Source organism: Devosia sediminis (assembly GCF_016411825.1).
In the GTDB taxonomy this organism is placed as follows: domain Bacteria; phylum Pseudomonadota; class Alphaproteobacteria; order Rhizobiales; family Devosiaceae; genus Devosia; species Devosia sediminis.
Genome location: NZ_JAEKMH010000002.1, coordinates 900244 through 922593 on the forward strand (window position 1 = coordinate 900244; position 22350 = coordinate 922593).

The following is a 22350-nucleotide window of genomic DNA, read 5'->3' on the forward strand; positions in this document are numbered from 1 at the left end:
CTTCTCCCTTGGTGTTCTTCTTAGACGGAGGCCGTCATGCCGCCATCGACGGTCAGGACGTGGCCGGTGACGAAATCGGAGGCGGCAGACGCGAGGAACACGGCGGCGCCGACCAGATCTTCCGGCTGTCCCCAGCGCCGCGCGGGCGTACGGGCGGTCAGCCAGTCACTGAAGGCGCGGTCCTGGCTGAGGGCCGTGTTCATTTCGGTGAGGATGTAGCCCGGCGCGATGCCGTTGACCTGGAGGCCGGATGGCGCGAGCTCCACGGCGAGACCCTTGGTCAGCATCTTGAGCCCGCCCTTGGCGGCCGTATAGGGCACGACCGATGGGCGCCCGAGGCTCGACAGGACGGAAAGCGTGTTGATGATCTTGCCGCTGCCCCGCCCGACCATGCCGCGCCCCACGGCCCGGGCCAGGCGAAAGGGGATGGTGAGATTGGTCTCGAGGACGCGCCCCCAGTCGGCGTCGGCGATATCGAGCGCGGGCTGACGATGCTGGATGCCGGCATTGTTGATAAGGATATCGATGCCGCCATGGCGCGCTTCGGTTTCGGCCACCAGGGCCTCGAGCGCGGCAGTGTCGAGCAGGTCGCAGACGGCGATCTGAGCCTGGCCCTTGGCCGCCACGATACCGGCGGCGGCGGCATCGAGCTTTTCGCGATTGCGTCCGACAAGCACGACTTCGGCGCCGTGGGCGGCAAGGCCTTTTGCCATGGCAAGGCCGATGCCGCCGCCCCCGCCGGTGAAGAGGGCGGTCTTTCCGGTGAGATCGAACAGGGTCATGGGTTCACCCAATGGGCTGGGGCGCTGCCGCCGAGGATGGCGACGGCGGCTTCACCTGCCTGGCGCTGGAGGGAGGCAATCGTGGCCTCGGAATACCAGCCAGCATGATCGGATAGGACGACATTGGGCAGGCCAAGTAGGGCATTGTCGCGTGCCGGCGGCTCGGTGCGGAAGACGTCGAGGCCGGCGCCGAAAAGCGGGCCGCGTGTGAGCGCCTCGGCCAGCGCGGCTTCGTCGATATGTGCGCCGCGAGCGGTGTTGATGAGGATGGCGTCCTGGCGCATGGCGCCCAGGAACCCGGCATCGATCATCGGTTTTGCCGGATCGGCAACCGGGGCATGGATGGAGACGATGTCGGCATTGCGCGCCAGGGTATCGAGATCCACGGCGCGCACGCCGGCAGCCTCCGCCTGGCCCGCGGCAAGGTAGGGGTCGTGGACGAGCACATCGGTAACGCCGAAGGCGGCGAAGCGGGTTTTGACGGCGCGAGCGATGCGACCAAAGCCCACAAGGCCGAGGGTTTTTCCGGCGATGCGATAAATGGGGGCGGACTGCCCCATGCCCCAGGCGCCGGACCGGACGGCATGGTCGTGGCTGGCAATGCGCCGCTGCACGGCGAGATAGAGCGCCATCGTATGGTCGGCCACTTCGATATCGGCGCCATAATCGGGGATATTGGCGACCTTGATGCCCTGGGAGCGGGCCCGGTCGAGATCGAGCCGGTCAATGCCCACGCCATAGCGGATGATGCCCCGGGCGGAGGCGCAGGCGCGGATGACCTCGGTATCCATGGCGGTGTCGCGCACGAAGATGATGGGGGCGTCGGCAAGTCCGGCAATCAGCCGTGCCCGATCGTTGTGCCAGTCGAGCACAGTGAGCCCGACGCCAAAGGGGGCGAGCATGGCCGCCTCGATCGAGTGGTCCGCATAGCCTGGCGCGATGACAACGGCGTCGGCCATGGCTCAGCCCTTCGGCGTGAAGGTTGCGTAGAATTTGCGGAGGCCGCCGGTGTTCCAGTCGCAAACCGTGCCCTTGGTCACGAGGAAACTGTCGCCGGCCGCGAAGCGGTGCCTTTCACCGCCCTCGATGGTCAGTTCCAGCCAACCGTCGAGCAGATACATCAGCTCGTGCTTGGGGAAGGTGGTGGCGATGCGATGATAGGGACTGGTTTCCCAGGCCCCGACATTCCACTGGCCCCTGGCGCCGGCCTTGTAGACGAGGTCGCCCTGTTTCGGGTCGCCGCTGATCAAGAGATGGGCCGGCGTCGGCGTCGAGGAGGGAATGCTGGTGAGGTCGCCGCGCGAAGCCACGGCAAGCGGTTCGCCGGCGGCATCGGCGCCACGGTGGATCATCAGATAGGCGCTGGCATCGGCTGAAGGGGTCCAGCCATGGGACTGGCCCGGCTCAAGGGCAAAGATTTCACCTGGTTCGACCACGCGCTCCGTGCCGGCCAGGGTCAGCGTGCCGCTGCGCATTTGCCCGAAAACCAGGGCGTCGGCAAAATCCTCGCCGCTCGCGGGCAGCGGGCCGGAAAAGCACGCGACCTGCAGGTCGGGGTCGCTGAACACTTCGGTCCAGCGGGCTGTGTCTGTCAGTTTGATGATGGACATGAGGGAGGGTCCGTTTCTCGGCGTTTTGGGCGCATTCAGGGTGTGCGAAGCCGCTCTCCCGACGGGTGCCCGTCAGGAGCCGGTGGCGTTCGGCGAGGATTGTGTGTGGTTAGTAGCCGCGCGCGGGGTCGAAGATGTTGGGCATTGCTTCTCCCTTTTCGTTGAGACCGATACAGCGGGCGACGAACTCCGCCTTTTCGGCCCGGGTCGGGGTCGAGGCGATATGGGGGGTGACGGTCACCCGCTCATGCGTCCAGAGCGGGCTTTCGGCGGCGAGCGGTTCGCCGCGGAAGACGTCGAGCACGGCGCCCGCAATGTGGCCACTGTCGAGCGCGGCGATCAGATCGGCATCGACGACATGCTGGCCGCGCCCCACATTGATGATCTGGGCGCCCGCGGGCAGGTTGGCCAGCAGTTTTGCGTCGATCAGGTCGGCCGTGTCCGGGGTGACGGGCAGGAGGCAGACGAGGATGTCGGTGCTTTCGATGAAGGCATCGAATTCGGCCGCGCCGGCAAAGGTCTTCATCCCAGGCAGAGACTTTGCCGACCGGCTCCAGCCCTGCACCGGAAAACCGACGGCCGACAGCATCTGCGCCGAGCGCAGGCCGAGATTGCCCAGCCCCATCACGCCGACGCGGCGGTCAGCGGCGGAATGGGGCACTTCCTTATAGCGCCACTCTTTCAGCGGCTGTCCCAGCGCGAAATCGCGCGTATCGCGCAGCAGCGACAGGGCCGACCAGACCACGAACTCGCCCATGCGCTGGGCCATGTCAGGTCCGCCCATGCGAACCAGCGGCAACTGGCTGGGCCAGGCAGGGTCCTTGGTGATGTGATCGACGCCGGCCCCGGACGAGAACACGACCTTGAGGTTGGGCAGGGTGGCGAGCCAGCCCGCAGGAGGCTCCCAGGCCATGACGTAGTCAACCGATGCCGGGTCGCCGGCATCTTCCCAATAGACGACCTCGATCGTCGGATCGACGGCGCCGAAGTGGCGCTGCCATTCGGCCATTGCCTCGCGGCCACCGGATTTTACGAGGAGTTTCATGGCTTTCCTACTTGTCTTTGTCAGCGTCATTGGTACCGATCAGCATGCGGTCGAGGCCGAAGAGACGATCCAGGATCACCATGGCGAGAACCGCCAGGACAATCAGGACCGTGGACACCGCGGCCACCAGCGGATCGATCGAGTCTTCGATATAGAGCATCAGCCGGACCGGCAGGGTGGTGAGGCCGGGCGAGGCGATGAAGATGGTCATCGTCACTTCATCGAAGCTGTTGATGAAGGCGAGGACCCAGCCCGAGAGAATGCCCGGCGCGATCAGGGGCAGGGTGATGCGCCGGAACGTGGTCATGCCATCCGAGCCCAGCGAGGCCGCGGCATTGTCGAGCGCGGAGTCCAGTGAGCCCAGCGAATTCATGATCGTCCGCAGCACGAAGGGCGTGATGATGATGACATGGCTGATGACCAGCCCGACCATGGTGCCGCCCAGTCCGATCTGCGAGAGAAACCGCAGGAAGGCCACGCCGAGCACGATCGAGGGGACCATGAGCGGGGACATGCAGAGGCTCAGCAGCGCCGTGCGGCCGGGGAATTCGTGGCGAACGATGGCGATCGCCGTGGGGACGGCGATGAGTGCGGCAAGCGTGGCCGAGATGGTGCCGAGCAGGAGGCTCGCCTGGAAGCTCGAGACGAAGTCGCGATTGTTGAGCAACGCCTCGAACCAGCGCAGCGACGGGCCATTGACCGGCAGGGACAGATAGCCCTCGGGTGTGAAGGCGACGACGCAGACGACCACGATCGGCGCGAGCACGAAAATGACGAAGACGGTGTGGAACAGCAGTGCCCAGAAGCCATTGCGTCCGCTCATTTGTACATCCTCGCGAAATAGCCTTCGGCAACGCGGTTGAGCCCGATGGCGACGACAATGACGACGGCGAAGAGCAGCATGGCAAGGGCTGCGCCCAGCGGCCAGTTGAGGCTGAAGAGGAACTCGTCATAGACGAGCGTAGCGATGACCTTGAGGCGGCGCCCGCCGATGATCTGCGGCGTCGCAAAGGCGCTGGCGGCCATGGCGAAGACCAGAATGGCGCCGGTCATGATGCCGGGCAGCATCTGGGGCAGGATAACGCGCCAGAAGGTGGTGAAGCTGCCCGCGCCCAGCGAATGGGAGGCGTTTTCCACCTGCGGGTTGAGCCGCTGCAGTGTGGTCATCACGGCGATGATCATGAACGGCATAAGCACGTGGCTCATGGCGATGACGACGCCGAATTCGGTATACATCATCTGGATGGGACGCTCGATCAGGCCCATGGACATCAGCGCCTGGTTAATCATGCCATTGCCGCCGAGTAGCAGGGCCCAGCCGAGCGAGCGGGAAACCACCGAGATCAGCAGCGGGCCCAGTGCGACGAGCAGGAAGATGCCCCGCCACGGCGCCTTCATGCGCATCAGGATCAGTGCCTCGGGCGCCCCGATGACGATGGTGACGAGCGTTGTGAAGACCGCGATGCGCGCGGTGCGCGCGAAGATGTCGAAGAAATAGCTGTCGCTGAAGATCTCGACGTAGTTGGCAAGCTCGTAGACCGGACGGATGCCGGTGGCGAGGCTGAAATCCTGCAGCGACAGGATCAGCGTTCCCAATAGCGGCAGCAGCAGGAAAATCACGAAGATCAGCGCTGCCGGGATCGAGAGCAGAAACGGCAATGGTCGGCTGATGGCCCTCACTTGTCGGCCTCCGGCGCCATGAGGTGAACCGCGTCAGGCTCGAAGACGAGCCCGGTGGCTTCCCCGATGGCTGGCGGCACGGCGCCCAGATTCTGGCGCTGCACGATGGCAGGGCCATGCTCGGTATCGAGCTCCACCAGCCATTGCGTGCCCTGGAAGACGCGGTTGCGGACGACGCCGCGGATGCCGCCCTCGCCGAAGCCGAGCTTTTCGGGGCGCACCGCGACGATCGTGGCGCCAGGCGTGGCGGCGGCAGGTGCGGCAAAGACATGGCTGCCGATAGAGATGCTGCGGCCATCGGCGCCGACCGTGCCGGGAAAGAGGTTGGTCTTGCCCAGGAACCGGGCGACGAAACTGTTGGCGGGGCGCGCATAGACCGCCTCCGGTCCGCCGATCTGTTCGATGCGGCCGGCGCGCATCAGCACGATGCGGTCGGATAGCGCCATGGCCTCGGTCTGGTCATGGGTGACGAGAATGGTCGTGGTGCCAGTGGTCTGCTGGATGCGCCGCAATTCGATCTGCATTTCCTCGCGCAGATTGGCGTCGAGATTGGACAGCGGTTCGTCGAGCAGCAACACCCGGGGGCGGATGACGAGGGCACGGGCGAGGGCGACGCGCTGCTGCTGCCCACCGGACATGCGGCGCGGATAGCGGTCGCCATAGGCGCCAAGCCCGACTAGATCGAGGGCCTGCCGGACGCGCTCGTCGCGTTCGGCGCGCGGCACTTTGCGCACTTCGAGGCCATAGGCGATGTTTTGCGCTGCGGTCATGTGCGGAAACAGCGCATAGGACTGGAACACCATGCCCAGCCCGCGCTTGCTCGGCGGCGCCGCGATCAGGTCCCGCCCTTCGAGGCGAATACTACCGGCCGAAGGATCGACGAAACCGCCCAGCATCTGCAGGGTGGTGGTCTTGCCGCATCCGGAGGGGCCGAGAAGGGAGACGAACTCTCCCTCCTCGACCTCGAGTGCGAAACGATCGACCACCGTGACCTTGTTGTAGGTCTTGGTCAGCCCATCGATGGCAAGGAACGACGCCGATGGCGTATTGTCAGCTTTGGTCACCGGCGACATCCTTCAGTCCAGAACTCAACGCTCGATTTCACGAACCCAGCGGCGATCCCAGTCCTCGCGATTGGCATTGACCACGTTCCAGTCGACGACTTCGAGGCTCGACACCTGCTCGGGGCCATAGGGGATGCCCACGGCTTCCTCGGGGGTCAGTTCGGCCAGCTTGTTGACCGGGCCGAAGCCGAGGCCCTTGGCGAGGATTTCCTGAACTTCTGGGGAAACGAGGTAGTTGATGAAGGCCTGTGCCTCGGGCTTGGGCGCGCTCGTATTGACGGCGCAAACGTCATTGCTGATGACCATGGCGCCTTCGGAGGGGTAGACCAGTTCGACCGGGAAACCGCTTTCGGCCAGCACCTTGACCTGGGTGGACGACCAGACCGCCAGATCGACTTCGCCGCTCTGGAACATTTCGGCGAGGCGGGCCGAGGCCGGCTCGAAGCTCAGGACGTTGGGCGCGATCTTCTCGGCCATGACGGCAAAGCCTGGATCGAGATTGTCGACGCCGCCGCCATAAATCTCGGCCAGCTTGATCAGCGCCAGCATGCCATTGGTGTTGTTGAGGGGCTGGAAGACGATCTTGCCGGCAAATTTGGGATCTTCCAGATCGGTCCAGGAGGTCGGCGCATCCCAGCCTTCGCGGGCAAAGACGTCCTTGTTATAGGCAAGGCCAAGGCTCACCACGCCGAAACCCACGGCCTTGCCAGACTCGAACTTGGCGAAGTCATAGATATTGGCTTCGTGCTCGCCCAGGTCGAGATCCTGGCAGATGCCCAGCTCGATGGCTTGGCTCATCGGCCCGGTATTCATCATGGCGACGTCAACCTGCTGATTGGCTTCCTGCGCCAAGAGCTTGGCCAGCACGGCCGCCGAATTGCCCGCGGAATAAACGATCTCGATGCCGGTCTCGGCCTCGAAGGCGGGGAAGATTTCGGCGCGCATGAGTTCTTCCTGCGAGCCGCCATTGCCGGCGACATAGAGCACGTTTTCCTGTGCGAAGGCGCCCGTGCTCATCACCGTCAGTGCGGCCGAGGACAAAAGGACAGATTTCAGTTTCATCGGCATTCTCCTGAGTTTCCCTTGGGTGAGCGCCGATTTTTGCAGCTGGCGCCGTCGTTCCCGAACACGTCAACCTTACCGAGTGCTCAACGAAAAAGTTCTCGGAAATCAGGACTGAACAGAAAATTCTTCGGTGCTCGTCGCCTCAAAGGCACCATATCTTTGTAGACACGGGCGCAAATTTGCCTAATGAGCCGCCAATCTGGGAGGGTGCTCACTTTTTTTGCGTTTCACATTCGGGATTTTGCTGGATAATGTAGACCCAGCGGGGGACGGCAGGGATGATTTCATCCTCCCTTTGGCAAATCCGCGGGATCCGAATATATTTTGGTGCCGAACGGCCGTAGCAGGATTTCTTTTGGTTTCGAGGGGGCGGAATGCAGGGGGCATCGCGCATTAGGCTGGACGAAATCGATATCCGTCTTCTGTCCGTCCTTCAGCGCGAGGGGCGGATCAGCAAGACCGATCTGGCCGACAGGATAAATCTGTCCGTGAGCGCCTGTTTCGAGCGCATGCAGAAGCTCGAGCAGGCCAAGCTGATCCAATCCTACCATGCCGTGGTCAACCCGGCCATTTTCGGCAATCTGCAGATGTTCCATGCCCATATCATCCTCAAGACCCACCGGGCCGTGGACTTCGGCATGTTCGAGAACTATGTGCGCCAGATCAGCATGATCACCGAATGCTACGCGCTCGGTGGCGGCGTCGATTATTCGATCAAGGTGTTTGCCAGCACGGTCTCGCAATATCAGCGGCTGATCGACGATATGCTCGATGCCAACCTGGGCGTGGATCGCTACTTCACCTATATCGTGACCAAGGTCATCAAGGTTCGCGACCTGACCGTCACGGAACTGCAGGACATCCGCCGCGATGGGGACAATGATCTCCTGGCCGGGTAGGGCATAAGGTCTGGCCGCTGCACCGGAACCGGCCCGGCTCATCGTCGAACCGACGTGTGCCAAATGCATCCGGGACCATTCACAAATCGATGAACGACCTGGGTCAGCCGGTCAAGGCACCGGCATCGTCTCGGTGTCCGGTGCCGGCTGAACCGCCAAACGATCAGTAACGTATGTTGGTGTGAGCCTCCGGCCGGCCGGGTACTTTGCGGCGTTGATCGCTTTGGGACTTTGAAATGAACGATATTCAACCTGTGTCGACTGGCCTTCAGCGCGAGCAGGAAAGCAAGTTCGGCACGCAGATACTGCCCATCGGTGTCCGCTTCAGACTATGGGCGCCTTTGTCAGATGCCGTTTCGCTCAAGATATATGACCTCGACCTTGTCGTTCCCATGCTGGCCACCGCACGGGGATGGTACGAAGTCGAGGTGGACGAAGCCCGGCCGGGCATGCGCTATCGCTTCGTACTGGAAAACGGCGAGGAGGTCCCCGACCCGGCGTCGCGCTTTCAGCCAGAGGATGTCGATGGCCCCAGCGAGATCATCGATCCGCGTTCCTATTCCTGGCAAGATGGCGGCTGGCGTGGTCGGCCCTGGGAAGAGACGATCATCTACGAAATTCACGTCGGCACCTTCACCGCGGAGGGAACATTCCGCGCGGCCATCGACAAACTCGATGCGCTGGTCGACCTTGGCATCACCGCCATAGAGATCATGCCGATAGCCGATTTTCCCGGGCGCTGGAACTGGGGCTATGATGGCGCCCATCTGTTTGCCCCTGACTCGAGCTATGGACGTCCGGACGATCTGAAGTCGCTGGTGGACGCCGCCCATGCCAGGGGGCTGAGCGTATTTCTCGACGTCGTCTACAACCACTTCGGCCCCAAGGGGAATTACCTCCAGGTCTATGCGCCGCTGATGAACGCCGAACATCAGACGCCCTGGGGTCCCGCCGTCAATTTCGACGCGGAGGGCTCCCACCTCATTCGCGATTATATCTTTGCCAATGCGCGTTATTGGCTGAACGAGTATCGGTTCGACGGCTTGCGCTTCGATGCCGTTCACGAAATTCGTGACTATGGCCCGCGCCACATGCTTCAGGACCTGGCCGAGCAGCTCCGCCTGTCCACCGACGGCCGCTTTGTCCACCTCATGATTGAGAATTCCGACAATCACGCCGGTTGGCTCAAACGCCGGGACGATGGGGCGCCGTGGCTCTACGACGCGCAATGGAGCGACGACATCCATCACAGCCTGCACAGCGCCATTACCGGTGAGAGCTTCTGGTACTATGCCGACTTCGAAAATCGCATTGACCTGGTCGGACGGGCACTGGCAGAGGGCCTGGGCTGGCAGGGCGAGTACATGGAACACGAGCAGCGCCACAAAGGCGAGCCCAGTGCGTTTCTGCCGGCCACCGCTTTCGTTGCCTATGCGCAGAATCATGACCAGGCGGGGAACCGCCCCTTCGGCGAACGGATCAGCCATTTGGCCGCGCCGGAATGCGTCCGGCTCTGGGCTGCCATCTACCTGCTGTCACCGCAGATACCCATGCTGTTCATGGGCGAGGAATGGGCGGCAAGGCAGCCCTTCATGTTCTTTTCCGATGTCGGCGACGATCTTGCCGACGGCATCCGCCAGGGCCGGGAGAAGGAAATGGAGACCTTCCCGCGACGGGAGGGCCAGGATGCGCCGCCCGACCCCATGGCCGAAGACACGTTCCTTGCCTGCAAGCTCGAATGGGCGGATCGCGACAGTGGCGAGCATGCGCGCTTCCTGTCCCTCTATCGTCGTCTGATTGCCCTGCGGAAAGAGGAAATCACGCCGCGGCTTGCCGGTATGCTGGGGAATAGCGGCCGTTATGAAGTGCTGGGCAACCGCGCTCTGCGCGTAGCCTGGACGCTTGGTGACGGTTCCGAACTTTCCATGATGGCCAATCTGTCTTCGGAGCCGTTCAATGGCATCAATGTCTGGGGCAGCGATCACCTGTGGCTGGAAGGCTTCGCCACCGGCGAAACATTGGAAGCCTGGAGCGTCGTGTTCAGTCTCAAGCCGGCAGGCTGACCTGCAACCTTGGGAGACAGTCTATGCGATTGTCTCCCGGCGCATCTGCCTTGGCGTCATGCCATAGGCCTTGCGGAAGTGCTCGTAGAACTGCGTCTGGGAGCCAAATCCGGCTTCGATCGCGACATTGGCCACCGACAGCTTGCCGTCGAACAGCAGCGATCGCGCCCGGATCAGCCGCATCCGCACCACGAATTTCTGTACCGAGACGCGCATTACCTTGGTGAAAAGGTCCGCGGCATAGTTGGGATGGAGACCGACCACGTCGGCAATGTCCTCGGCCGAGAGCGGGTCGGTGATGTTTTCCACGATATGGCGCACCATGCGCACCACATGGCGGGTAGGCGTCGCCGTGCGTCCGGCGGTCCCTTGCGTTTCGAGCCAGGGCGGCAGCAATGTTTCCCAACCGGTGAGGGCGGCACGCCGGAACATGGTCCCGATCTCGGTGCGCACCAGGTCGCTGCGCAGAGCATGGCCGCTGCGATAATCGCCGTGCCAGCGTTCAAGCAGGTCGAGCCCTGCGCAATCGGGCGACAGCGCAATCACCCCGCCGCCCATCAGCGTCTCGGTCAGCCGGCCCAGTTGCTGCATTTCGAGAAAGGCATCCATGGGCAGGTAGATATTGATCTGCCGGGCGGCATCGGCCTCGTGAACGGCGACTGTCTGGTGCGGAATGCCGGCCCAGAAGGCAACCAGCCGATTGGCGCCGACGCCAAAGGGTTGCCCGTCCAGCACATAGTCGAGGCGCCCCGCGGTCAGCCAATTGAACTCGATATGTCCGTGGCTATGCGCCTCCGCCATCACCTGCGGCCGGAATGCCCGCATGCCGAAGCGGCCGAACGCTTTGCCCGAGGCATAGAAACTGCGGTCCGGGCGCGGCACGGGCCGGGGCGCAACTACCGTCTGAGCCGCCATTTGATACCTGAGAAATCCGGAAGAATGGCCTAGTATTCCGGATTGAACGGATGCGGGCAAGTCGTAATGTCGCGCCAGTGAGCCGCATTGGCGGCCGGAGGATATCAGCCATGGCCAACCCTAAGATCACCTTTATCGGCGCCGGTTCGTCGGTGTTCATGAAAAACATCGTCGGCGACATTCTGCAGCGGCCGGCTTTGGCCGGGGCGGAAATTCGCCTCATGGACATCAACCCGACCCGCCTGGAAGAAAGCGCTGTCATCGCCGGCAAGCTGGTCAAGACTCTGGGCGTTCCGGCCACCGTCAAGACCTATGCCAACCAGCGAGAAGCGCTGGACGGCACCAATTTCGTCGTCGTCTGCTTCCAGATCGGCGGCTACGAGCCATCCACGGTCGTCGATTTCGACGTGCCCAAGAAATACAACCTGCGCCAGACCATTGCCGACACGCTGGGCGTCGGTGGCATCATGCGCGGCCTGCGCACCGTGCCGCATCTGTGGAGCATCTGCGAGGACATGCTCGCCGTCGCGCCCGAGGCGATCATGCTGCAATATGTCAACCCGATGGCCATCAACACCTGGGCCATCGCGGAAAAATACCCCACCATCAAGCAGGTCGGCCTCTGCCATTCCGTGCAGGGGACGGCGCATGAGCTGGCCCACGACCTCGGCATTCCCTACGAGGACATCCGCTATCGCTCCGCCGGCATCAACCACATGGCTTTCTATCTCAAGTTCGAGCATCGGCAGGCCGACGGCTCCTATAAGGATCTCTATCCCGAGCTCCTTCGCGCCTATCGCGAGGGCAGGGCGCCCAAGCCCGGCTGGAACCCGCGTTGCCCCAACAAGGTGCGCTACGAGATGATGACGCGCCTGGGGTATTTCGTCACCGAAAGCTCGGAACACTTCGCCGAATACACGCCCTATTTCATCAAGGAAGGCCGCGAGGACCTGATCGAGAAATACGGCATTCCGCTCGACGAATATCCCAAGCGCTGCGTCGAGCAGATCGAGGGCTGGAAGAAGACCTCCGAGCAGTACCGGACGGCCGAGACCATCACGGTCAAGCCATCCAAGGAATATGCCTCGTCCATCGTCAACTCGGTCTGGACCGGCGAGCCTTCGGTCATTTACGGCAACCTCCGGAACAACGGCGTCATCACCTCGCTTCCCGATGCGGCGGCTGTGGAAGTGCCGTGCCTCGTCGACGACAATGGCCTGCAGCCGACCTTTATCGGCGACCTGCCGCCCCAGCTCACGGCGCTCATCCGTACCAATATCAATGTGCAGGAACTGACGGTCCGGGCGCTGATCGACGAGAACCGCGAGCATATCTACCACGCTGCCATGATGGACCCGCATACAGCCGCTGAGCTCGATCTCGACCAGATCTGGAACCTCGTCGATGACCTCATCGCCGCTCATGGCGACATGCTGCCCGAATGGGCACGCGGGTCGCGCCAGCAACGCGTGGCGTAACGACCGGCCAACCAGTGCATCGCCCCGGTCAAACGGCCGGGGCGCTTTGCTGAGCGGTCACCGCTGGAAATTCCCCACCACTCATGTATGGAAGCGCCTGTATCGATTTCGAGGCTGCCATGCATCGCCAGACCCGTACCCTTCACTCCGGCTGGACCTTGACCTGCCTGGGCGGTCCCGGCGTCCGTCCCGGCCTGCCGGAGGCAATTGCCGCTACGGTGCCCGGCACGGTCCATACCGATCTGCTGGCCGCCAGCCTCATCCCCGATCCCTATCTCGATCTCAACGAAATCACCGTCGACTGGGTCGGGCGCTGCGACTGGCGCTACGAGACCGCCTTCGACTGGCAGGACGACGGCGCCGAGCAGGTGGAACTGGTCTTTGCCGGCCTCGACACCTTCGCCGCCATCAGCCTCAACGGCGTCGAAATCGGCCGCACGGCCAACATGAACCGCACCTACCGGTTCGCCATTCGTGACCATTTGCGTTCAGGGGACAACCACCTGGTCGTCACCTTCGAAAGCGCCTGGAAGCGTGGCGAGGTGCTCGACAAGCAATACGAGCCGCGGCCCAACAACTATCCCGGTCCGGCCAATCTCATGCGCAAGATGGCCTGCAATTTCGGCTGGGACTGGGGCCCGACCCTGGTGACCTCGGGCCTATGGCAGGGCGTGACGCTCGAAAGCTGGTCCGGCGCGCGTCTCGCGCGCATCCGTCCCGAAATCACGCTCGATGGCGCCGACGGCGTCGTGCGCCTCAATGCCGAGCTGGCCGGCGATGCCCAAGGCCTCTCACTGCGCGTTTCGGTTGCCGGTGTAACCGAAACGCTACCGGTTTCCGGTGCCGTCGCCACCCTCGACCTGCGCGTAAAATCCCCGCAACTGTGGTGGCCCCATCACCTCGGCAGCCAGCCGCTCTATTCGCTCGACGTCGAACTCTTGTCCGGCGACACGGTCATCGACCGCTGGTCGCGCGACATCGGTTTCCGCTCCATCCGCCTCGATACGACCGCCGACGAACATGGTTCGGCCTTCACGCTGATCGTCAACGATGCGCCCGTCTATGTCTGCGGCGCCAATTGGATCCCCGACGACTGCTTCCTGCCGCGCGTCACGCCCGAGCGCTACGCCGGCCGCGTTACCCAAGCCAAGGACGCCAATATCAATCTGCTGCGCGTCTGGGGCGGCGGCATTTACGAAACCGAGGCCTTCTACGAGGAATGCAATCGTCAGGGCATGCTGGTCTGGCAGGACTTCTTGTTCGCCTGCGCCGCTTATCCGGAAGAGGGCGACCTGCCGGTCGAGATCGAGGCGGAGGCCCGCGACAATATCGTCCGCCTCATGCCGCATCCATCGCTGGTGCTGTGGAACGGCAACAATGAAAACATCTGGGGCTGGTTCGATTGGGGCTGGCAGGACGTGCTCGAGGGGCGGAGCTGGGGGCAGGGCTACTACCTCGAACTCCTGCCGCGCCTCGTTGCCGAACTCGATCCCACGCGTCCCTATTGGGCCGGCTCGCCCTATTCGGGCAGCATGGGTATCCATCCCAATGACCCGGCCCATGGCTGCACGCATCTCTGGGACGTCTGGAACGACATTGGCTACGAGCACTATGCCGACAGCGTGCCGCGCTTCTGCTCCGAATTCGGCTGGCAGGCCCCGCCCACCTGGGCGACGCTGACCCAGTCCGTGCACGACAATCCACTGACGCCGACCTCGCCGGGCGTCTGGCATCACCAGAAGGCAACTATCGGCAACGACAAGTTGCTTCGCGGTTTGCAGGGTCATCTTCCGGTGCCGCAGACCATGGACGATTGGCACTTTGCCACCCAGCTCAACCAGGCCCGCGCCATTGCCTTTGGCATTGCCCACATGCGCTCGCACCGGCTGCGCAACATGGGCGCCATCGTCTGGCAGCTCAACGACTGCTGGCCGGTGACCTCATGGGCAGCGGTGGATGGCTATGGCCGCAAGAAGCCGCTCTGGTTTGCGCTGCGCAACGTCTTCGCCACGCATTTCCTTACCATCCAGCCGCGCGATGGCGGCCTTTCGGTGATCGCCGTCAACGACCGCACGCTGTTCTGGCGTGGCCCGGTCACGGTCAAGCGTTTGCGCTTCGACGGCACCGTGCTCGCCGAGTGGACGCATTGGCGGCTCTGCGCCGACCGTCTCTCGGCGGCTGAACTCCCCATTCCCGCCGAGGTGGCGACGCCTGGCGATGTCAGGAACGAGCTGCTTGTCGTGACCATGCATGACAGCACGGCCATTCATTATTTTGCCGATGACATCGACCTCGATCTGCCTGCGCCGCAGGCCGACTTTGCCCTCGAACGCAGCGGCACTGACCGGTGGACACTGTCGGTAACCGCGCGGTCACTGCTCAAGGATGTCTGCGTCTTTGTCGATCGGCTTCACCCCGATGCCGGCGTCGACGATATGCTGGTGACGATCCTGCCAGGCCAGAGCCATATATTCACAATCGATGGCGCGTCCGATCTCGACCGCGCCGCGCTAACCTCGGCCCCGGTCTTCCGGACCGCCAATGACCTGGTCAGAGGAGGTTAGGGAAAGCGCTTGATATCGTCGCTGGACCACCAGACAACCAGCAGCAGGCCAAGGTCGATGACCCGGACCTGACGCGTGCGCTCCGCCCAGCGCGCCTGCCAGCGCGGCTTGACCTTCCAGATACCCTTCGAGGTTTTGACGGATAACCACGCCATCGATCCTGCCCCAATCGACTGCACTGAGAGTAACCTTAGTGCAGAGGCGAAAGGATCGGTAGCGTTTTGTTAACCTTTGGCCAGCGCCGCCAGCGATGGCCGCAACTGGCCGTCATGCCGCGCCAGCACCGCCTCCGCCTCGGCAAGCGTCGCCGCCCCGGCGGCAATCAGAACGGCTGGCTTGACCGCCCCGTCGCTGGCCTTGAGAGCAGCCTCTGCTCTTGTCCCATCGACCCCCGCAGCCGCCTCGACAATGCCGCGGGCCCTGCCGCGGAGCTTTTCGTTATCGGCCACGACATTGACCATCATCCCGTCATGCACATGGCCCAGTCGGATCGCCATCAGCGTCGAAAGCATGTTGAGGGCGATCTTTTGCGCCGTGCCCGCCCCCATGCGGGTCGATCCGGCAATCACTTCCGGCGGGGTCTTGAGGCAGATGCCGACATCGGCCTTCCCGAAAATCGCTGCCCCCTCATTATTGGCGATGCCGATGGTACGTGCCCCGGCACGCCGCGCCGCATCGAGGGCAGCAAGGGGGTAGGGTGTGTGTCCGCTCGCTGTCACCCCGATGACGCAGTCGCGCGCATCGAGCTGGAGGGCATTCACTTCCGCCGTGGCGGCATCGCCGTCATCCTCGGGCCCGCCCCGCATGTCGACCAGAGCTTCCTGGCCGCCGGCGAGAAGTACTACGATCCTCTCCCGGGCAATCCCATAGGTGCCTGGCAGTTCGAGTGCATCGGCCAGCGCCATCAGGCCGGAACTGCCTGCCGCCGCATAAACCAGCCGGCCTCCATCCCGAATGCTCTGCGCCGCCAGTTCCGCTGCCGCAGCGATGGCCGACGCCGCTTCGGCGACCGAACTGGCCGCGCGGCTTTGCCCGTCGGCCAGGATTGCCAGGATGGCTGCGTCACTGCGCAGCTCCAGTCCCTTGGCCTCGGCGTGCCGCCCTTCGGTCTGCTTTTCGGCCATGAGAGTCTCCCGGCTTAATGCCAAAATCATACCACTTAAGGTATCGCGCTGCCGAATGGATAATTTGGGCGCCATAAAAGTGCAACATACACAGTGATATGCGACACATGAGCACCTTGGCATGGAAGGGGCTTGGTGAATGGTATTTTATTGGTATTATGGGCGCTGAAGTTTTCGACCGCACCTGCCGCCTGTGTCCGCAGGGGCCAAGGAGGATGTTTGACTGAACAGTCCAGAACCATCTTCGGCGACGGTCCGGTCGTGCTGCCGGTGGGCGGTCCGCTTTATCTCCAGCTCAAGCGTTGGGTCGAGGATGCCATAAAGCACGGGCATATCAACCCCGGCGACGCCTTGCCCTCCGAGCGCGACCTCGCCCAGCGTGCCGACGTATCGCGCGTCACCGTGCGCAAGGCGGTACAGCAACTCGTCAACGAAGGTGTGCTGGTGCAGCGCCACGGCTCGGGCACGTTCGTCGCCCCCGAGACCCAGCGCGTCGAACAGTCCCTGTCCCAGCTCACCTCCTTTACCGAGGACATGGCCCGCCGCGGCATGGCCGTGCGTGCCGAATGGCTAGAGCGTGGGCTCTATGCGTCCTCGCCTGAGGAAACCATCATTCTTGGCCTGGGCTCCGGCGAGCGTGTGGCGCGCATTTCGCGTCTTCGCCTCACGGGTGACATGCCGCTCGCCATCGAGCGCGCCAGTCTTTCATCCGCGGTGCTGCCAGATCCGATGGCGATCCGGGATTCGCTCTACAAGCACCTGGACCTGTCCGGCGCCCGGCCGGTCCGCGCTATCCAGCGCATCCGCGCCGCCAACATATCCGAGGATGATGCGCACCTGCTGCAAGTCCCGGTCGGATCGGCCGGCCTTCATATCGAGCGCATTTCCTATCTGTCGACGGGCCGCGTCATCGAATTCACCCGCTCCATCTATCGGGGCGACACCTACGACTTTGTCGCCGAGCTTCGTCTCGGCGACGCCAATAATGGAGCCCGCAAGCCGTGACCGACCAGACCTTCATGCGCCAGGAAGTGAATCAGATCCCTGAGGTCGTCGCCGGTTTCCTGTCTGCTTCCGCCCCCACGCTCGACGCCGCCGCCGCCCGCCTGCGCGATCTGGATCCGGCCCTGGTTGTCACCGTGGCGCGCGGCTCGTCCGACCACGCCTCGGCCTATCTGAAATACGCCATCGAGCTGACCCTGGGCGTGCCCGTGGCATCGGTGGGTCCTTCCATCGCCTCGATCTATGGGCGTGATTTGAAGCTGGGCAAGGCCGCCGCCATTGCCATTTCGCAGTCTGGCAAGAGCCCGGACATTGTCGGCATGGCGCAGTCCGCCCGGCGCTCCGGTGCCACCACCATTGCCATCACCAACACCGCCAATTCGCCTTTGGCCGATGCGAGCGATTTCACCATCGATCTGCATGCCGGCCTCGAAAAGAGCGTCGCGGCCACCAAGACCTTCGTCACCTCGGTGGTCGCCGGCCTTGCTTTGCTGGCCCGTTGGAGCGGGGATGCCGATATCGCACGCGCGGTTGCAGCGCTGCCCGAAAGCCTGGCGCGCGCCGTAGCCTGCGACTGGTCGGATATGGCTGGCGCCCTCGACGGTCATAATGCGCTCTATGTTCTGGGTCGCGGCCCGGGCTTTGCCATTGCCAACGAAGCAGCGCTGAAGTTCAAGGAAACCTGCAATATCCAGGCCGAATCCTACAGTGCCGCCGAGGTGATGCACGGACCCGTGGCCATCGTCACGCCGGGTTATCCGGTGCTGGGTCTCGCCGCCCGCGATGCCGCCGAAGCATCGGTCGCCGACATGGCGCACAAGCTGGCCGGGCAGGGGGCACTTGCCTTCCTCACCAGCGATCGTCCGGGTGCCGCCAAGGCGCTGCCCTTTGCCGCCACGGGGCACGCCATTACCGATCCCTTGGCACTCATCGTTTCCTTTTACGGCTTCGTGGAAGCCCTGTCGCGTCACCGGGGTCTCAATCCCGACGTGCCGCCCGCCCTCAAGAAGGTGACCGAAACGGTATGAGCGACCTCGTTGCAGTTTCTGGTGCCCGCATCTTCGATGGCGATGAATGGCATGACCACGCCGCCCTGCTGATCGAGTTCGGCTATATCGCCGGCATCGTCCCGATTGCCGATATCCCCGCCAATGCCGAGCGCATCGCGGTTGATGGCGGCATGCTGGTTCCCGGCTTTGTCGACCTACAGGTTAATGGCGGTGGTGGCGTCCTGTTCAACAACGCGCCCGATGTCGGCTCCATCCGGACCATCTGTGCGGCGCATGTGCATTTCGGCACCACGGCGCTCCTGCCGACCCTGATTACCGACACGGCCGCCATCAACGACGAAGCCATCGCCGCCGGTATTGCCGCAGCGGCGGAGCGTGTCCCCGGTTTCATCGGTCTTCATCTTGAAGGTCCGCATCTCGCCCTGTCGCGGAAAGGGACCCATGACCCCGCCCTGATCCGGCCCATGGACGAAGCTGACCTGGCGCGACTTACGGCAGCCGCCCGGGCCCTGCCCAATCTGCTCTGCACCGTGGCCGCCGAAACCGTCACGCCGGTCCAGATCGCGGCCCTCGTCGAGGCTGGAGCCGTGGTGAGTCTCGGCCATTCGGACGCTTCATACGAGCAGGCGAATGCTGCCTTCGATGCGGGTGCCAGCATGGCCACCCATCTCTTCAACGCCATGAGCCAGATGGGCAATCGCGAGCCTGGCCTCGTGGGCGCCGTGCTAGATCGCCCCGACGTCACCGCCGGCCTCATCGCCGACGGCATTCACGTTCACGCCGCCTCGATGTCTGCCGCCCTCAGGGCCAAGCGCGGGCCGGGACAGGTCTTCCTTGTCACCGATGCCATGTCACAGACGGGGACTGACCTCACCAGTTTCGAGCTCAACGGCCGCACCATTACCCGCGCCAATGGCGCCCTGCGTCTCGCCGACGGCACCTTGGCCGGTGCCGATCTCGACATGATCGATGCGGTCAATTTCATGATCGACACGCTCGGACTGCCGGCCGGCGAAGCCTTCCGCATGGCTTCGCTTTATCCGGCCCTGGCGATCGGCCGCAGCGAAACGCTGGGACACCTGCATCCGGCCGCAGAAGCCAGCTTCGTACATCTGTCCGACGACAGACAGGTTCAGTCGACCTGGATTTGCGGAGAAAGGGTTTGGGCGCGGAACTAGCCGCGTCCGATATAGGGCATGGCGGTCGCCATGACCGTCATGAACTGCACACTTCGAACCGTGCCATGGGCGAAATCGCTCCGGTGGAGCGATTTCAGGTGAGAAGGCCATGAGAGCTATGCTCGAATGGCGGCGGGAAGAGACTCTTCACCCTCGCCCGATGTAAGGCATGGCCGTGGCCATCACCGTCATGAACTGCACATTCGCCGAGAGCGGCAGCCCGGCCATGTAGCGCACCGCGTCCACGACATGGCCCACGTCGAATGTCGGCTCCGGCACGGTCGAGCCATTGGCCTGCAGCGACCCGGCATTCATCTGGCTGGTCATGTCGGTGGCCGCATTGCCGATGTCGATCTGTCCGCAGGCAATGTTGAATTGCCGCCCATCGAGCGAGATTGCCTTGGTCAATCCGGTGATCGCATGCTTGCTGGTGGTATAGCTCGCCGCCTGCGGGCGCGGCACATGGGCCGATATCGAACCATTGTTGATGATCCGGCCGCCTTGCGGCGCCTGCTCGCGCATCAGCCGAAAGGCCTCGCGGGCGACATAGAAGGCGCCATTGAGATTGGTGTCGATCATCTCGCGCCACGTGGCGACATCCAGGTCGCCGAAGATCCTGGCCGGAGCAAACCGGCCGGCATTGTTGAACACCAGGTCAAGGCGGCCGTGGCTCGCCCTGATTCCCTCGAACAGACGCGCCACCGATTCCGGGTCGCTGACGTCGCAGACCTGTCCGGCAATGCCGTGCTCGCGACCGATCTGGTCCACCAGGTCGCGCCTGCGGCCACAGATCACCACTTCCCAGCCGTCCTGCGCCAGACCGCACGCTACGGCGAGGCCAATGCCTGACGTACCTCCGGTGACCAGTGCAATTCCCCTGTCGCCCATCGTCATCTCCATATTTGCACCACGCCCATGCCGCGTTTTTGGCAGGCCGCAGACGCCTTGGCAAAAGCCTGCGCGGCGGCTGTCCGCACGCGCAAACGTCTACGATACCGCAGATTTTAACGATCTGTTCATGCCGCTTAACAGTCCGTTTCGTTCTGTGTGCTGAATCTGCAACAACCGCTATGCAACCAGATTGTGACCGCCCCAAAAGCCTCTTGTCGCGATTGCGTCCGAATTTTGCATGGGTAGAGTGGGTCTTGCGAATCCATGCATGGGATCGTTTGTCGGTCGCAACGCGACGGCAACACACTGCACCACGAATAGTGTGGTCGCGTTTCGACAAACCGCTGGGTAACCGGCACTAAGAATGACTGACTTTGGAGGTCAAATAATGAAACTCAAGAGCCTTATCCTCGGTTCTGTTGCTGCCGCTGGTCTCTCGACCGCTGGCTACGCTGCCGATCTGGGCGTCCTCACCTCGCTCGACGTTTGCGACTCCCTGGGTATCTCGGGCCTGACCATCTCGTCCTCGGACAACTGCCTGCAGATCTCGGGCAAGGTCACCTATGAATTCAACTACGGTGACTATGCTGGCAACGCCTGGCTGGTTAACTCGCACATCGGCACCCTCGGCATCCTCGACAACAACGGCACTGGCTCGCTGACCCAGGACTGGTCGTCGGACGTTGACTCGTGGCTGAAGTTCGTTGGTACCGCTTCGAGCGACTTCGGTCCCGCTTCGGCCACCATCAAGCTGAAGAACGAAAGCAAGACCGTCGTTGTGAACGAAGTCGTCACCTCGGCTGCTTCGAACCTGGTCGAAATCGACGAAGCCTTCGTCTCGATCGGCGACACCACCACCATCATGGCTGGTAAGAAGGGCTCGATCGCCAACGTTGGCGACGACGAGCCGCTGAACTGGCTCGCCCTGTTCAACTCGGAAATCGTCGACAAGGGCGTTGGCTCGGTCTACGGCGGCAAGGCTGACGGCCATGCCATCCAGATCGTTTCCGACCTCGGCAACGGCGTGAAGGTCAAGGCTGGTCTCGAAGCTCTCGAAAAGACCGCTGCTGACGCTGGCAACCTGATCGGTGTGATCGAATACGCTGGCGAAGGCATCAAGGCCCACGTCACTGCTGGTGCCAACGGCATCCTCGACGGCGACGTCAATGCTTGGTGGGTCCATGCCGGCTTCGACGGCACCTTCGACGCCTTCCGCATCGTCGGCGCTGGTGCTTACGGCGCTCTCGCCAACGGCGACAACTCCTGGAACGTCCTGGCTTCGGCCCAGGCCAAGTTCGACATGTTCACCATCGCCCTCTCGGGTGAAGCTCTGGGTGGCCAGGTCGGCGGCGTGGCTCGTCCGGGCCAGGTTGGCGTCGGCGGTTCCGTCGGTGCCACCGTCACCGAAGGCGTGACCATCAACGTCGGCGCTCGCTGGTTCGATGAGAACACCTCGACCTCGAACAACGAGACCTACCAGGTTGCTGCTGAACTGGCTTACGCCGTCAGCGAAACCATCACCGTCAAGGGTGAAGTTGGTTACTTCCACACCAGCGAAGTTGTTGCTGAGCCGCACGACGTCTACGGTAAGGCCACTCTCGAGTGGAAGCCGGGTGGTGGTTTCGAATCGACCCTCGCTGCTCAGGCCCACTCGACCGGTGCCTACAAGGTCACCTTCAAGGCCGCCAAGGAATTCAAGTAATCCTTGGATTACGACTGAATTCGGAAAGGCCCGGCTCTGCCGGGCCTTTCTTTTTGCCATAGCGGCGCACAATTTTTGAACGCCGGTTGCTGCGGGGCAAGACCATCCAGCGATCAAGTCTTCAAAGCTCCGCTCGCGATCTCGCCGCTCATGGATGCGCCTGTCACCCGGCCCATCCTGGATTTTCCTGACAGCGAGTTGATGTTGGTTTTGCCCGCAGCCCTGCGGGTTTTTCTTTGTCTGTCCCGGCAAATCATCTACCGTTCCGAAAGTTGCGG

20 protein-coding genes are annotated in these 22350 nt (G+C 63.1%); 8 read left to right on the top strand and 12 right to left on the bottom strand.

Features of this window, described 5'->3' with window-relative positions; translation table 11 throughout:
• Positions 1–20 precede the first annotated feature (20 nt).
• The 8 genes from JEQ47_RS11610 to JEQ47_RS11645 form a co-directional block, all read right to left on the bottom strand.
• Positions 21–782 carry a glucose 1-dehydrogenase gene (locus JEQ47_RS11610; protein WP_198876553.1) on the bottom strand — a complete coding sequence of 254 codons (762 nt, stop codon included), beginning with the start codon at positions 780–782 and terminating at the stop codon, positions 21–23.
• Positions 779–1741 carry a C-terminal binding protein gene (locus tag JEQ47_RS11615; RefSeq protein WP_198876554.1) on the bottom strand — a complete coding sequence of 321 codons (963 nt, stop codon included), beginning with the start codon at positions 1739–1741 and terminating at the stop codon, positions 779–781. The genes JEQ47_RS11610 and JEQ47_RS11615 overlap by 4 nt, the downstream gene beginning before the upstream one ends.
• A gap of 3 nt (positions 1742–1744) precedes the next feature.
• Positions 1745–2392: a cupin domain-containing protein gene (locus JEQ47_RS11620; RefSeq protein WP_198876555.1), complete on the bottom strand. Its 648-nt coding sequence runs from the start codon at positions 2390–2392 to the stop codon at positions 1745–1747.
• 109 nt (positions 2393–2501) lie between these two features.
• Positions 2502–3437: a 2-hydroxyacid dehydrogenase gene (locus tag JEQ47_RS11625; RefSeq protein ID WP_198876556.1), complete on the bottom strand. Its 936-nt coding sequence runs from the start codon at positions 3435–3437 to the stop codon at positions 2502–2504.
• A gap of 7 nt (positions 3438–3444) precedes the next feature.
• A complete protein-coding gene (locus tag JEQ47_RS11630; RefSeq protein WP_198876557.1) occupies positions 3445–4260 on the bottom strand; it encodes an ABC transporter permease in 816 nt (271 codons plus the stop codon).
• A complete protein-coding gene (locus JEQ47_RS11635) occupies positions 4257–5117 on the bottom strand; it encodes an ABC transporter permease (RefSeq protein WP_198876558.1) in 861 nt (286 codons plus the stop codon). Before JEQ47_RS11635 ends, JEQ47_RS11630 begins: the two co-directional genes overlap by 4 nt.
• Positions 5114–6181: an ABC transporter ATP-binding protein gene (locus JEQ47_RS11640; RefSeq protein WP_328768840.1), complete on the bottom strand. Its 1068-nt coding sequence runs from the start codon at positions 6179–6181 to the stop codon at positions 5114–5116. The genes JEQ47_RS11635 and JEQ47_RS11640 overlap by 4 nt, the downstream gene beginning before the upstream one ends.
• A gap of 24 nt (positions 6182–6205) precedes the next feature.
• Positions 6206–7243 carry an ABC transporter substrate-binding protein gene (locus JEQ47_RS11645; RefSeq protein WP_236020783.1) on the bottom strand — a complete coding sequence of 346 codons (1038 nt, stop codon included), beginning with the start codon at positions 7241–7243 and terminating at the stop codon, positions 6206–6208.
• 377 nt (positions 7244–7620) lie between these two features.
• Between JEQ47_RS11645 and JEQ47_RS11650 the strand changes: the two genes are divergently transcribed.
• Both JEQ47_RS11650 and treZ read left to right on the top strand, forming a co-directional pair.
• Positions 7621–8145: an Lrp/AsnC family transcriptional regulator gene (locus JEQ47_RS11650; protein ID WP_198876561.1), complete on the top strand. Its 525-nt coding sequence runs from the start codon at positions 7621–7623 to the stop codon at positions 8143–8145.
• Positions 8146–8381: 236 nt separating this feature from the next.
• Entirely contained in the window at positions 8382–10208 is a 1827-nt protein-coding gene (treZ, locus tag JEQ47_RS11655) for a malto-oligosyltrehalose trehalohydrolase (protein ID WP_198876562.1), read from the top strand.
• 21 nt (positions 10209–10229) lie between these two features.
• Here the strand turns inward: treZ and JEQ47_RS11660 are convergent, their stop codons facing one another.
• Entirely contained in the window at positions 10230–11123 is an 894-nt protein-coding gene (locus JEQ47_RS11660) for a helix-turn-helix domain-containing protein (RefSeq protein WP_198876563.1), read from the bottom strand.
• Between the two features lie 110 nt (positions 11124–11233).
• Here JEQ47_RS11660 and JEQ47_RS11665 point away from each other — a divergent pair, with 110 nt between their 5' ends.
• The gene (locus JEQ47_RS11665; RefSeq protein ID WP_198876564.1) at positions 11234–12601 is read left to right on the top strand and encodes an alpha-glucosidase/alpha-galactosidase; all 1368 of its coding nucleotides are present in this window, start codon (positions 11234–11236) and stop codon (positions 12599–12601) included.
• Positions 12602–12720: 119 nt separating this feature from the next.
• Complete coding sequence (locus JEQ47_RS11670) at positions 12721–15165, top strand: glycoside hydrolase family 2 protein (protein ID WP_198876565.1); 2445 nt, start codon at positions 12721–12723, stop codon at positions 15163–15165.
• Here the strand turns inward: JEQ47_RS11670 and JEQ47_RS11675 are convergent.
• Entirely contained in the window at positions 15162–15320 is a 159-nt protein-coding gene (locus JEQ47_RS11675) for a hypothetical protein (RefSeq protein ID WP_198876566.1), read from the bottom strand. The two genes, JEQ47_RS11670 and JEQ47_RS11675, sit on opposite strands and share 4 nt — an antisense overlap.
• A 69-nt stretch (positions 15321–15389) precedes the next feature.
• Positions 15390–16289, bottom strand: a complete 900-nt coding sequence (locus tag JEQ47_RS11680; protein ID WP_198876567.1) for an N-acetylmuramic acid 6-phosphate etherase — start codon at positions 16287–16289, stop codon at positions 15390–15392.
• A gap of 219 nt (positions 16290–16508) precedes the next feature.
• On the opposite strand from JEQ47_RS11680, the gene JEQ47_RS11685 reads away from it, so the two are divergent.
• The 3 genes from JEQ47_RS11685 to nagA are packed head-to-tail and all read left to right on the top strand — an operon-like array spanning position 16509 to position 19479.
• Positions 16509–17294, top strand: coding sequence for a GntR family transcriptional regulator (locus JEQ47_RS11685; protein ID WP_198876568.1), 786 nt, complete (start codon positions 16509–16511; stop codon positions 17292–17294).
• Positions 17291–18319, top strand: coding sequence for an SIS domain-containing protein (locus JEQ47_RS11690; protein ID WP_328768844.1), 1029 nt, complete (start codon positions 17291–17293; stop codon positions 18317–18319). Before JEQ47_RS11685 ends, JEQ47_RS11690 begins: the two co-directional genes overlap by 4 nt.
• Complete coding sequence (gene nagA / locus JEQ47_RS11695) at positions 18316–19479, top strand: N-acetylglucosamine-6-phosphate deacetylase (protein ID WP_198876569.1); 1164 nt, start codon at positions 18316–18318, stop codon at positions 19477–19479. The genes JEQ47_RS11690 and nagA overlap by 4 nt, the downstream gene beginning before the upstream one ends.
• A gap of 147 nt (positions 19480–19626) precedes the next feature.
• On the opposite strand, the gene JEQ47_RS11700 is transcribed toward nagA, so the two are convergent.
• Positions 19627–20373: an SDR family oxidoreductase gene (locus JEQ47_RS11700; RefSeq protein ID WP_198876873.1), complete on the bottom strand. Its 747-nt coding sequence runs from the start codon at positions 20371–20373 to the stop codon at positions 19627–19629.
• Between the two features lie 385 nt (positions 20374–20758).
• Here JEQ47_RS11700 and JEQ47_RS11705 point away from each other — a divergent pair, with 385 nt between their 5' ends.
• Positions 20759–22072 carry a hypothetical protein gene (locus JEQ47_RS11705; protein ID WP_198876570.1) on the top strand — a complete coding sequence of 438 codons (1314 nt, stop codon included), beginning with the start codon at positions 20759–20761 and terminating at the stop codon, positions 22070–22072.
• The last annotated feature ends 278 nt before the right edge of the window (positions 22073–22350 follow it).

Bases quoted from the DNA above. Each gene is read 5' to 3' on its own strand.
- JEQ47_RS11705 (WP_198876570.1), top strand. From the start codon at position 20,759: ATGAAACTCAAGAGCCTTATCCTCGGTTCTGTTGCTGCCGCTGGTCTC.
- JEQ47_RS11620 (WP_198876555.1), bottom strand. From the start codon at position 2,392: ATGTCCATCATCAAACTGACAGACACAGCCCGCTGGACCGAAGTGTTC.
- JEQ47_RS11610 (WP_198876553.1), bottom strand. From the start codon at position 782: ATGACCCTGTTCGATCTCACCGGAAAGACCGCCCTCTTCACCGGCGGG.
- JEQ47_RS11630 (WP_198876557.1), bottom strand. From the start codon at position 4,260: ATGAGCGGACGCAATGGCTTCTGGGCACTGCTGTTCCACACCGTCTTC.
- JEQ47_RS11700 (WP_198876873.1), bottom strand. From the start codon at position 20,373: ATGACGATGGGCGACAGGGGAATTGCACTGGTCACCGGAGGTACGTCA.
- JEQ47_RS11660 (WP_198876563.1), bottom strand. From the start codon at position 11,123: ATGGCGGCTCAGACGGTAGTTGCGCCCCGGCCCGTGCCGCGCCCGGAC.
- JEQ47_RS11670 (WP_198876565.1), top strand. From the start codon at position 12,721: ATGCATCGCCAGACCCGTACCCTTCACTCCGGCTGGACCTTGACCTGC.
- treZ (WP_198876562.1), top strand. From the start codon at position 8,382: ATGAACGATATTCAACCTGTGTCGACTGGCCTTCAGCGCGAGCAGGAA.
- JEQ47_RS11625 (WP_198876556.1), bottom strand. From the start codon at position 3,437: ATGAAACTCCTCGTAAAATCCGGTGGCCGCGAGGCAATGGCCGAATGG.
- nagA (WP_198876569.1), top strand. From the start codon at position 18,316: ATGAGCGACCTCGTTGCAGTTTCTGGTGCCCGCATCTTCGATGGCGAT.
- JEQ47_RS11680 (WP_198876567.1), bottom strand. From the start codon at position 16,289: ATGGCCGAAAAGCAGACCGAAGGGCGGCACGCCGAGGCCAAGGGACTG.
- JEQ47_RS11615 (WP_198876554.1), bottom strand. From the start codon at position 1,741: ATGGCCGACGCCGTTGTCATCGCGCCAGGCTATGCGGACCACTCGATC.
- JEQ47_RS11675 (WP_198876566.1), bottom strand. From the start codon at position 15,320: ATGGCGTGGTTATCCGTCAAAACCTCGAAGGGTATCTGGAAGGTCAAG.
- JEQ47_RS11645 (WP_236020783.1), bottom strand. From the start codon at position 7,243: ATGAAACTGAAATCTGTCCTTTTGTCCTCGGCCGCACTGACGGTGATG.
- JEQ47_RS11665 (WP_198876564.1), top strand. From the start codon at position 11,234: ATGGCCAACCCTAAGATCACCTTTATCGGCGCCGGTTCGTCGGTGTTC.
- JEQ47_RS11650 (WP_198876561.1), top strand. From the start codon at position 7,621: ATGCAGGGGGCATCGCGCATTAGGCTGGACGAAATCGATATCCGTCTT.